We start from the raw sequence: 11,770 nt of genomic DNA on the forward strand, positions 1-11,770 counted from the left end.
TCTATTTCAGTAAAACATCATGAGTGCAGCAGATTTAATGGCTCGAATTGATGCAGCTAGAGACCGTCAGCAGTCAGCTAGGGATCAGTTGACTGGAATTGGTGGAGCTTTCATAGGCATCGGCATAGTAAACGAGGTAGGAATATGGAGGTCATCCAATTCAATTAGTCATCCTACATACGTCGAAAGGAGTAACGCTAACAGGATAAGCAGCCGGAACAGAAGAACGTTCATGGATGAACAACGCAGGATTATCCAAAATGATCCCCTTCATCCATTGAGGCGTCTTCTGAACGATCAAGGTAAATGGCGTGGTAGGGATTATGGACGACCTTCAGAACATACAGTAGGTCAACAGGCAGGTCACCTCACAAGTCGCCACGGTCTTCAAGATGGTGAGCTAGAAAGATTTGCCGTGGAGGATGGATATCTTAATCAAACTGATGCTTATGGACCATCTGGAGAGTCGGGAGGAACCATCCTGGAGAAAACAGCTCTAGACATTAGAGGTGTTCCTGTTGAGGCGCGAACTGCATGGATGTACACAAAGATTTTTAACAGTAATGGAGATCCTCTAATTGATGAACATGTAGTCAGAAATGCACCAATACATCCAGGATGGAATGCACCGGAATCCCTTTTTGATGAGGTACCTGCGACACAAGCTACGAACATTGCTGAGAGCGGTCTTACAAGAGTCCAAGGAGCGGGCAGAGCTTTAGGATTGCTTGGCGTAGGTTTAGATGCTTATAGCCTTTATGAGGCTTATGAGGCTGATGGTGGCAGGTTTGGAGAAGAATTTAAGACAACGGCAGGGGGTGTTGTGGGAGGTATAGCAGGAGGCGCTGCGATGGGTGCGGCAATTGGTACTCTCGTTCCTGTCCCTATTGTTGGCACAGTAATTGGTGGACTCATCGGAGGAATTTTAGGCAGTATGGCTGGTGAAACAATTGGTGAAGCACTCTAACTGTATTAGAAAACGGAATCAACAAAAGGAGTAAATTCCATGAATCAACAACTTGAAATCAACCAAATTGAGTTCGTATTAGCTGGTGAAGAAAGGAGTGAAATCGGACTAGACCTACAAACTCTCAAAAGCAAAGGAGTTATTCCTTATGATTGGCGGTTGACAGAATCTTCTACTCATTCAGAAGAGACGAATTTAATGGTTTTTCAGAGTGGCATCTATATTCTGGATCGAGGAGATATACTTGCATTTTTGGAAACTATCAACAATGAAGATATATCTAATTTAGTTGTACCAGATGTAGTAAATAGATATCTAGCAGAGGTTCCAGAGCGATCCTATCAAGCACTTGGTATCAATATCGAGGGTTATACCGCTTTCTCTAATCAAGACATGGCACGAAATCAATTCCTCAGAACTTTTCTCAATTCAGATATGCAACAGGAATCTGACCAGTATTTAACACAGGCTATTGTCAATTGTCTTTACAAGTTTGAGCGAGGTGTATTGGCTCTGACGGCTCGAAATACAAAAATTGCAGTGTCAGAGCAGGAAAGTCTTTCAGTGATAAAGTTTTCTGCCAATTTCAATCATGATATGTCTCGAATTCCAAAAGAGGAGAGAGCGTACACTTTACGCCAATTAATAATGGAGTGGGAAACCGACATAGATATCTATCGAGAGATAGTCAGCAGCAAGTTTCTTAAAGAGCAGGCTATACAAAATAACTAGCACCAATGCTCGCGATCGAAACAAAACATTTCCTTCTCAAAACCTCAACCGTCGGGTTTAAAGCAGCGTTGTTTAAGCTTCAAGCTTGATCCTTCAGAGTTTTCAGCATTTCTAATCATTGATCGAGAGGTAATCATGATGACTGACACAGCTTCATTAGAACAACTTGCAACTGAAGTGCCAGAGAAAATGAACCTCTTGGTTCAGGAACTATCGGCAGTTCAGGAAGAAGTAGATGGACTAGAAACCCATCTGGATGATATGAACGACAAAGTAGCAGATCTGCTGAGTCAGGTTGAAACGGCGTTGGATGGCTTGCAAACAGAATTGTCGAATCAAAGATCGCAACTCACCGAAGAAGTGTCATCGCTAGACGGTGAATTTGAATCTTTGAAGAGTGAAGTTTCCACAGCACAGGATGAGCTAACGACAGAGCTTCAAGAAGCGCAAGGAAAGCTGACAGAACTCAAGGGCAATCTAGAGGAGGGGCAAAGTTCGATTGGAACATCGGGGCAAAATGCTCTGACGATGCTGAGTCAGGCACAGGGCAAAGTGCAATCTAGCCAAGAACAGTTGGATGGTGTCGTGGATGCGATCGCTCAAGAAATTCAAGAAGTCCAACAGGGCATCGAAACCGCAAAAACTACGCTCACCACTCAAGTTAGTCAGCTTACAGACGAACTCGATCAGGCACAGAAAGAAATAGACAGTAAAGTTCAGGAAGTAGTGGATGCCTTTACCGACATCGAAGAACTAGATACGCAACTGACGGATATTCAGGACAAAGCAGTAAAGACGGAACTGGATGGATTGTTAGACACCGCTAACCAAGAAGTCGAGACCCTAAAATCAACAGTTGAAAGCGCGATCGACCCCGTTGTAGAAGCCATTCGCGGCTTGAGCGATGATCTGTCGGATGTTGAGGGAGAGATTTCGTCAAAGCGTGAGGAGTTAGATGCTCAGTTTGATGAACTCAAAGAACTCATTGAACCACTGCAAAAGGGTGTCGATGATGCCCGTGAACTAGCAGACAAATTTGCGCTTCCGTGGGCATAGCGTTTGAGGCGAAAACCCTATCAGTTATTAGGAGACACGATCGATGTCAGATTTTCAAAGTGCGGCAGCGGAAACAACCGGAAAGTTGTCTGCTTTACTCGATGAAGTAGACCAAACTCATAACCAGTTGCAAAACACAAAAACAGAACTCACAAACTTCAAACAGCAGCTTGAGGAAGCCTGGGCTAAGTTTAGTGATCAGGCACAATCACTTCTAGAACAAGTCACCACCAGCAAAAGCGAACTCACTGCCGAAGCGGATTCTGTCGAGCAAGCGATCGCGCAACTCAAGCAAAAGATTGATACCGTTCAGCAAGAATTAGTGCAGGAGTTGGAGGATACAAAAGGAGCGATCGCTGCCGTTGATGACAAATTGAATGAACTAACTCCTGAGTTAGAAGGAGACTTACAAGAGGCTGAAAATGCACTCAACCACCTTGATGAAAAAGACATTGGAACTGAGTTAGAACAGGCAGTCACACAAACCTTGCAAGAGCTTCAAACGGTTAATAGCGACCTACAAGGATTTCAAACTGAACTCGACCAACAGACCGAATCTTTTGAGGGAGTTGTTTCAGATCAAGCTGTTCCGGCAATTACCAATAGTGTTACTGGTTTAGCTGATCATTTGGATGGCATTGTTGATCAGTTCAACGAGCAAATTCGAGCAGTGGGAGATGGTATTGAACAGTCCATGCAGGAGTTAATGGAGCAAGTTGGGCAGGGGCAGGAAACCCTGTTTGATCAGCTTGAAGACAATGCTCAACAGCTAGAAGAACTGATGGGTAAGCTAAACAGTGCCGTTGAGACTGCTAGTTCCAGTGTTGTGGATGCTGGTCGAACTTTAGTAGACGGTACAGAATTAACAAATGACAACTGCAAAACAGCCATTCAGTTGTTGTCAGACGCTAAGGAATCGCTGGAAAAACTTTAGAGTTTGTCGATCGCCAAAAATGACTTCACCTCGATCGCTAAAGGGTTGCTATCATGAACAACACAACTTCTCGCTACCCTCATTCACTGGTTAAAAATAGTCAAACGCTACTTCGGATTCTACCGATGTCTTGTCTCCTGTGGGGACTAAGTGCAGCGAGTTTCATGCCAAGGGTAGTTAGTCAAGAACAAGAAAACAAACCTATTGAGATCAATGCTTCTGACTACCTTCGGACTCCAGAACTGCTTAGAAAGCTCAGACAAGAGTTTGGCGATCGCGCCGACTCCAACCCTTCGGATCAAACAGAATTTGGGACTTATCGTTTAGGTGCCGGAGACGCTATTTCTGTCAACATTTCGCCACGCGGAAAAGACTACAACTTTAGTGCAACCTTAGATTGGGCTGGGAATATTTCAGCGCCCTTAGTTGGACTTCTATCCTTAAAAGATCTGACTCTGGAGCAAGCTCAGGAAAAGATTCGGACTAGTTTAGCAGAGTATCTGGTCAATCCTCAAGTTGGATTAGTTTTAGCCACTACCAGACCTGTCAAAGTGATGGTTACGGGTGAAGTTGTAAAGCCTGGGTTTTATCCTCTACAAGATCCTCGACTTCCGGCTGCCTTAATTGAAGCGGGTGGCACGACTCGGCTTGCTGATTTGAGAACAGTACAGGTGAGACGACGATCGGGAAACAAAACCTCACAAGAGCAGCAAATCGACCTATACACACCTCTGCTCAAAGGCAGCGAACTACCCGATCTGCGGTTAGTCGATGGCGATGTCGTTGCAATCTCCGCCTTAGCTCCTGAAAAAGCGATCGAGTACGATCGTAACCTGGTTGCAGGGGCAAATGTGGCCCAAAAAGAAATTACCGTTCGGGTGTTGGACTATTCCAGTGGAGTGAATCGAGTCCGTTTACCCAACGGCAGCGATTTCGTGGATGCACTAACCTCAATTAAGCCAAATCTCAAAGATACCAACTTGAAAAAAGTGAGTTTGATTCGGTTTGATCAAGCAAAAGGGAGAGCGATCGAAATCAAAATTAACGCCAGAGACGCTTTGAAGGGCAATTCCTCTCAGAATCCGATATTAGAAAACAATGATGTGATTGTGATCAACCGCAATCTGATTTCTAAGATCAATCATTTTCTCAATCAAGTAACACAACCCTTTAAAGATACTTTGGGGTTTCTATTGTTCTTTGACACCGCAGGTGAGGGTGTTAACAAAGTGTTTGGCTCTGAAAAATAAGCCCGTCGAAACCAGGAATAAATCTATGAATGTTCATCTGTTTCTAAAGCGCTACTTCGCCGCATTGAATCAGTATAAGTGGGCAGGACTGGCTTCTTTTGCTTCTATTTCAGTCGTGACTGGAGTCCTGACTGCATTGCTGCCTGAGACTAAAACGACCTATGTTGCTCACGGAGAATTGGTGTATACCCCTGTTGTTGAAGCCGCTTCACCGGGAACGCCCCCACCCGCCCAAGCGTCGCCTCCCAGCTCTGAATCTTTGATGTCAGATCAACTACTACAACGCACCTCTGACACCTTGACCGAACCCGCGACCCCTAGCGGATATCTCGAAGCGATCGCACCCAATACCCTACGGAATCGCCTCAAGTTAGAGAAAGACCCCAAACAAGAAAATCGATTTTTAGTTCAGTATTCAGACAACGACGCACAGCAAGCAAAACTGGCGGTTGAATCATTTATTAAGACAGTAAGCAATCAAAGCCTTGCAGACAAACGAGGAGATGTTGATGCCTCTCTCAAACTATTGGAAAAACGCAAGCGATTGCTGACGAGTGATTTGCGCGTCGCTGAAGAGAAGCTGAGGGAATTTGGCAGACAGGAGAAGCCCGCAGTTCAAGCAGCAGTAGACGGAAGTTTAGTTTCTGCGATCACCAACATTCAACAGCAACAGCGCCAGCTTCGTCAGCAGCTCGAAGGAACAGATGCAGAAATTAACAGCATTCAGAATCAACTCGGAATGACTCCAGCGCAAGCTTATGTTGCTTCAGCGTTGAGTGCAGATCCGACGATCGCCAACTCAACCGCAAAACTCGCCGAAATTGAATCACAAATCAAACTACAGCAGCGAGAACTTCTACCCAAGCATCCGGATATGGTTGCGCTCCAACAACAACAGCAAGTGATTGAGGCTCAACGTCAGCAGAGAATTGCAGAAATTGCAGGCAACAATCAGAATCGTTCTTCAATTCAAACGGTTGCCCTTCTCAGGGTGAGTAGTTTGGACAAGGCGCGACAAGATTTGGCGAATAAGCTAGTCAACCTGCAAACCCAGCGAAATCGTTTGTCACAAGAATTAGATATTCTCAGTCGATCGGAGCCAGAACTCCGACAGAACTACACAGACGGAACGGAACTCAAACTAGAATTAGAAAAACTCACCAGAGACGTTGCTCGCGATCGAGAAGCCTTTGATCAGACAGAAAAACAACTAGCTGCTGCCGAACTAAAAAAGGCGGAAACCAGAAGCGATTGGGTGAATGAAGGTTCACCGCAGGTTAAGGAGGAATCCAATCAGTTTTTGAGCCGTCCTGTCATTTGGTTAGCAGGCAGTGTGTTGGGGGTCTTTGTGGCGGGCGTGTCGGTGCTGCTGTGGGATGTCCTGCGAGACAAACTGTTACTTCCAGAGGAAGTTCAAGCAATTTTGCGACAGCGGGTGTCCTTCTTGGGCGTTTTGCCTCGTATTCCCAAGCCAGCCAAGCAATCTCCCGTTCTTATCAAGACGGACTCACCCTACTTAGAGGATTATGAGTTACTTCGCAGCAGCTTACATCGCCATAGCCGTCATCAGCCTCTTAAGATTGTTGTTTTGTCTAGCACTCAAAATAGCGAAGGGAAAACAACCAGCGCTTACAATTTAGCGATCGCCTCCGCGAGAGCCGGAAAGAAAACGTTGCTGGTGGAAGCCAATCTTCGAGCCGCTTCACAAACGCATACTTTGGGGGTTTCTGCTTATCAGGGCGAAGAGTCTGGTTCTCTAGTAGAGGGGATGCAGATTGACCGAATTCAGCCAGTGCCTGATGTTAAAAACTTGTTTGTTCTACCCAGTCCTGGTTGTGCAGAGCAGGTAACAGAAGTTTTAGAATCTAGTCAGACACAGCAATTGTTAAAGCAGTCACGAGATGAATTTGATTTTGTAGTGATCGACGCAACGACTTTACGCTTTAGTGATGCTCTTCTGATCGAACCTTTCACCGATGGACTAGTTCTGATTACTCGACCGGGTTACACCGATCGCAATAGCTTCAAAGTGGTGATTGAGAAATTAACAGACAGTGACATTAAGCTACTTGGCGTGGTGATGAATCATGTTGCCACCTCAACAAAGTACGCGCACTTGCTATCGCTATAAACTGCGGAGACTCTCGATTCTCAGGTGAAGATCAACATGCTGGACAAGATCATTCACGCCCAATACGAAATCATCAAACCTTTAGGCTCAGGGGCATTTGGGCAAACCTATTTGGCTAAGAATCTAGCGCTACCTGATGAACCTGTGTGCGTCGTCAAACAACTAAAGCCACAAAGTGCTGATCCTGCATTATTTAAGGTCGCAAAAGCATTGTTCGATCGAGAAGTAGAAACCCTTCGCCAAATTGGTCATCACGATCGCATTCCTCAAGTTCTGGACAACTTTGAAGCGGATCACGAATTCTACCTGGTGCAGGAGTACATCGAAGGAAGAACATTAAGAGAAGAACTTGATCGCCAAATGCTTTGGAATGAAAGCCAGGCGATTTTGTTTCTGCAAGAAATCCTTCAAATTTTAGACTTTGTTCATACCCAGGGGATCGTTCATCGTGATGTTAAACCAGAAAACATCATCCGCAGACTTCAAGACCAGGCATTGTTTCTAATTGATTTCGGAGCGGTCAAACAGTTATGGCGTGATCGAGCGCAGACCTCTTCAACGATCGTTCATAGTCGTGGGTACACACCTCCAGAACAACTAGCTGGCATCCCAGAACCAAACAGCGATATCTATGCACTGGGCATGACTTGTATTGAGACATTAACTGGAGTCAAACCAGAATCACTAACACAGCTTAGAAGTTCCAGAACTCAACAAATCATTTGGCCTGAACGTTTAAGTATTCGACCTGAGTTTAAGTCCATCCTTGAGAAGATGGTATGTATTGATTCTCGACATCGCTATGTAAGTGCTAACAGTGCCCTACAGGATTTAGAATTGCTGAAGCAAGCTGGTTCCACTCACTACACACCGACAGAAATCGGCATCTCTAGCAAAGAGAGTATAGAGCCAACATCACAAGCTTATACTCCCACAGAGTTGAGGATTAACCAGTCCACAGACGTTTATTTATACAATACAGAGGAAGAATTCGACCAGCAGCTAGAATCAGACATCCTTCAACCTTCGGAACCTCAGTCGAAGAAATTAAACTCTAAAGAATTATTGCTGGAACTAAGTGAGTGCTTCCAGAATGGACAAAAATCAACACCATTGAGAAAGGCAGTTGATATTACTCGTCAGTCGTTAAGAAAGGAGCGGATCATCTGGTCTGGACTTCTAGTATTTACGCTAATCGGGTTATCGGTCTTCTCCACTTTCATCTACAAAAACAGCTACAAAGCCTCTCCGGTTCCAGATGCGTTGAATCGTGAAGAAAACAACACAGCGCCATTAGCGACTCTCAAAGAACAAGGTAATTTTCAAGAACACCCGTCATCTATAAAATCACTAAACTTTGCCCTCAGTGGAAAGACGCTGATTTCTAGTAGTGAAGGAGGATTGATTAAGCTTCGAGATTTGCAGAGCCAGTCCGTCAAGATCTTAACTCAAACTCAAAGTCAGATTTTAGCAGTCTCTAGTAGCGCTGATGGAAAAACTCTAGCGATCGCAACTGAAACCAAACAAATCGAAATCTGGAACTTGAACAATCATCAAAAGCTAAATCAAATCTCAACTCAGCAACTTACCTGGTCACTTGCACTCAGCCACGATGGTCAACTTTTAGCCGAGAGTGGATTGGGAACTGTCAAGTTGTGGAATTATTCCCAACCAAAGCAATTGAAAAAGCCTCAATCCTATGAGAGTTCTCAACCGATTCAAGCGATCGCCTTTAACCCTGCTGCTGAAATTTTGGCTGGAGGAAATGCAGAGGGCACTGTCAAAATTTCTAACCTTGCATTCAACACATCGCGCCGCTTTCACAAGCACTCAAAAGCGGTGAACACGGTTGCGATCGAGGCTAACGGTGTAGTTCTATTTACGGGTAGCGAAGATGATACGATTCGCCTCTGGAATTTGTATGCGCTGAATGAACATACACTGCCTGTTATCCAAGCTGATTTGAGTGGCGTGAAGGCGATCGCCAGTAGTCCGACTGAAAAGATAATTGCAGCAGGCGGCTCCTATGGCACAGTTAAGCTTTGGAACTGGCAAACAGGTCAGTTGATCGCGAATCTTTCAAATCATTCAACAGAAGTCACAGCATTGGCGTTTAGCCCAGATGGTCAACTGTTGGCTGTGGGGGATGTAGACGGAAAGATTGTACTTTACGCCTTGAAGTAACTGCTCATTTTTTAGTTAGGATTCTGAACAGTATGGCTACTAGAAATAATCAGCTACTCACTTTCATCCAAGACCTAAAGCAGCTAATCGCTGATGATGTATGTCAGGATCAGTTTTTTCAGCAGATTAATCAAGACTTGGATGAAATGACCAGTGAGCTAGGCTCAGAAAAATTAGCTGTTCATATTCTAAGCGCTGATTCAAATTTGGCAAATTCGTTTTATCATCTGTTGAACTCTGGTCAAGGTCTAGAAAAGAGCTATCAGGTTCAGCTATACAAATTACCAAAATCCTTACCACTAGACCAGAAGCCTGTGTCATCAGCCTTTCTAGTCCTTCAAGAACTAAGAGAGGATACAGAAGAGATTAAACAAACTCGCTATGAGCTTTTAGCCGAAGGAGCCGTGATTGTTGGGCGTAAACCTGGATGCACGATCTCTATTCCAGACCAGTACACCCGTGTCAGTGGTCAACATTTGAAATTACAGTGTTTCCCAGCGATCGATCGTAACTCTAGTCCTGAATGGCAAGTTCAAAACTGCGATGGGTGTAAAAACGGTACTTACCTGAATGGCGAACAGCTTGTAGAAAGTCAAATTCTAAAATCTGGCGATCGACTGGTTTTAGGAGATGAATTACTAGGTTCTAAAAGTCCCCAACTCATTTTTGAGGATCAACCTACTTCAGATGACCCTTTCGCAAAGTTCGATGAGGATCAGAGGCTCAAGAAGTTAGTAAACTGCGATATTCTATTTCTGATCGTTGATTCTCAGATTGATTCTCACTGTGAACCTTTAGAAGAAAAAGTATTGCAATTAGCAAGTACATCGTTAGTCAATCGAGCTTTTCTGGTAGTTCTATCACAAGAGTCGATCGAGGTTTTTCGAGTAACTCAAGAGGCTCATACTTCTACAAGTTTAGAAGATCTGAATCAGTACATGGCTTCTACTGGCGAAAAGCAGAGTTATTTAATCAAAATTCAACGTGTCTTCTTTCAGATCGTCTCAAGTGTTGATAACATTAACCAATTTCTTTTGGGCAAGCAAGCAAAAATCAAGCAAGAAATTGAGAAAGTTGAAACTCAGCAATCTCAGGAACGGAAAAAAGCTCCCGTAGAAGATACTTCCTTTCTGCTAAAGACAATTAATGAACAAAAAGCAAGCTTGCTGAGAGCGATCGAGTCCTCACTAGCTCACTCAAAACAGGATTTACTAGACGATTCATTATCCAATAGTATTTTGCAAAAAACTCAGGAACTCATAGATGAATTGGAGGCGCAAATCGTCAAGCAAGGCGGAAAGAAATATCTAGAACTAAGAGCTAAAGACTTTGAGGCGAACGTAAATGATTTCATCGTACATGGTTGCGAGAATGAACTTCTGAATTGGGCTGGTGAGGAATGGAGAAAGATTTGCCAGGAGTACGGTAACGGTGGTTTAGAAGGCTTAGTCAGAAGCTCAAATACGATTCTAAAACCGATTTGTAAGAGGAATAAAAACACCTTTACTTTGAGAGTCAAGCCTAAAATTGAACTTGAAGGAGTTTTTAAAGCTCCTCTTAGAAGAATTCCGGTCAGAATTGAATATCATGAAGACCCTGTATGGCTTTATTTCATTAAGAAGATTAGAAGTTCTGTCTTTCAAGTCATGGGGATTCTATTTCTTCTCAGTTTTTTGGGTCTTAGCAGAACCAGTTTTATCAAAAGCGTCAACAAACAGGTTTCTAGTTCTATTTTTCTATCCATTCTCGTCGCTGGAGCTAGTCTTTGGTTAATTTATAACTTATATAGAGGCTATCAAAAAGATAAGAAATTTGAGATTCGTAAATCATCAGAAAAAGTCAAGCAGGAGTTAAAGAATTATTACTATAAAGTCGTCAAAAATCGTTTTGTTGAGAAGCTCTCACAAGCCTTAGAAGCTTCTTTGAAGCAGGAACTAAGCAGATTTGAGGAAGCCATTAAGCTCTTTTTAACTACTGCTATGAGCGAAGGTATTCTCGAAGTGAGAAGCAATCAAGTAGATCTTGGAAGCCCTCTAAAGAACTATAAGGATCAGGCTAAAAAATTAGAAGGAAAATTAAAAAATTTTCAAAGAGTCAAGGACAAACTTCAAAAGCTTCAGTCGAGCAGCTAAATTTGAGCGATCGCTTGCTGGTGCAATGAGCAAGCAATGACCGTGTACCTCTCCGATTTCGTTCGTCACCGTGATGATGTCTAAACTGAGGGCATTCATGGCACGGACGTTAACGCATTTGCGTCCAGACGGGGACGGCATGAACACCCGGACAAAGCACCGACCCGACACATTTCCTGCTGCGCCATCTTGTCGAGAGTGCTACTTTTGCCAGGGACAAACCCAACTTAGCACCGTTTCATGCCGATACGTTTAAGAAAAGCACGCACTTGATTGGGACTGTGGTCAACTACCCCACCCACAAGGGGACTACGGTGTACACACAAGTCCTACTCACTTCGTTCTAGTCGGCTTCAGCCCCCTAAATCCCCCATTCTGGGGGAC

At 44.0% G+C, this 11,770-nt stretch carries 8 protein-coding genes; all 8 read left to right on the forward strand.

What is annotated here, in order from left to right; genetic code table 11:
- The first annotated feature begins 19 nt into the window (after nt 1-19).
- Nucleotides 20-967 (forward strand): hypothetical protein, encoded by a 948-nt coding sequence (locus ACKFKF_RS20455; protein WP_446869407.1) that lies wholly within the window; start codon nt 20-22, stop codon nt 965-967.
- Nucleotides 968-1,006: 39 nt separating this feature from the next.
- Nucleotides 1,007-1,699, forward strand: a complete 693-nt coding sequence (locus ACKFKF_RS20460; RefSeq protein WP_446869408.1) for a hypothetical protein — start codon at nt 1,007-1,009, stop codon at nt 1,697-1,699.
- A 138-nt stretch (nt 1,700-1,837) separates the two neighbouring features.
- A complete protein-coding gene (locus ACKFKF_RS20465; RefSeq protein ID WP_446869409.1) occupies nt 1,838-2,755 on the forward strand; it encodes a hypothetical protein in 918 nt (305 codons plus the stop codon).
- Between the two features lie 43 nt (nt 2,756-2,798).
- Nucleotides 2,799-3,689 (forward strand): hypothetical protein, encoded by an 891-nt coding sequence (locus tag ACKFKF_RS20470; RefSeq protein ID WP_446869410.1) that lies wholly within the window; start codon nt 2,799-2,801, stop codon nt 3,687-3,689.
- A gap of 164 nt (nt 3,690-3,853) precedes the next feature.
- Entirely contained in the window at nt 3,854-4,939 is a 1,086-nt protein-coding gene (locus ACKFKF_RS20475) for a polysaccharide biosynthesis/export family protein (RefSeq protein ID WP_446869411.1), read from the forward strand.
- A gap of 25 nt (nt 4,940-4,964) precedes the next feature.
- Nucleotides 4,965-7,070 carry a GumC family protein gene (locus tag ACKFKF_RS20480; protein WP_446869412.1) on the forward strand — a complete coding sequence of 702 codons (2,106 nt, stop codon included), beginning with the start codon at nt 4,965-4,967 and terminating at the stop codon, nt 7,068-7,070.
- A gap of 36 nt (nt 7,071-7,106) precedes the next feature.
- Complete coding sequence (locus ACKFKF_RS20485) at nt 7,107-9,254, forward strand: protein kinase domain-containing protein (RefSeq protein ID WP_446869413.1); 2,148 nt, start codon at nt 7,107-7,109, stop codon at nt 9,252-9,254.
- A 32-nt stretch (nt 9,255-9,286) separates the two neighbouring features.
- Complete coding sequence (locus ACKFKF_RS20490; RefSeq protein WP_446869414.1) at nt 9,287-11,386, forward strand: FHA domain-containing protein; 2,100 nt, start codon at nt 9,287-9,289, stop codon at nt 11,384-11,386.
- Nucleotides 11,387-11,770: the final 384 nt, after the last annotated feature.

This window comes from Phormidesmis sp. 146-12, from assembly GCF_052939495.1.

Excerpts from the sequence above, each read along its gene's own strand:
- ACKFKF_RS20475 (WP_446869411.1), top strand. The coding sequence starts at position 3,854 with ATGCCAAGGGTAGTTAGTCAAGAACAAGAAAACAAACCTATTGAGATC.
- ACKFKF_RS20485 (WP_446869413.1), top strand. The coding sequence starts at position 7,107 with ATGCTGGACAAGATCATTCACGCCCAATACGAAATCATCAAACCTTTA.
- ACKFKF_RS20480 (WP_446869412.1), top strand. The coding sequence starts at position 4,965 with ATGAATGTTCATCTGTTTCTAAAGCGCTACTTCGCCGCATTGAATCAG.
- ACKFKF_RS20490 (WP_446869414.1), top strand. The coding sequence starts at position 9,287 with ATGGCTACTAGAAATAATCAGCTACTCACTTTCATCCAAGACCTAAAG.
- ACKFKF_RS20455 (WP_446869407.1), top strand. The coding sequence starts at position 20 with ATGAGTGCAGCAGATTTAATGGCTCGAATTGATGCAGCTAGAGACCGT.
- ACKFKF_RS20470 (WP_446869410.1), top strand. The coding sequence starts at position 2,799 with ATGTCAGATTTTCAAAGTGCGGCAGCGGAAACAACCGGAAAGTTGTCT.
- ACKFKF_RS20465 (WP_446869409.1), top strand. The coding sequence starts at position 1,838 with ATGACTGACACAGCTTCATTAGAACAACTTGCAACTGAAGTGCCAGAG.
- ACKFKF_RS20460 (WP_446869408.1), top strand. The coding sequence starts at position 1,007 with ATGAATCAACAACTTGAAATCAACCAAATTGAGTTCGTATTAGCTGGT.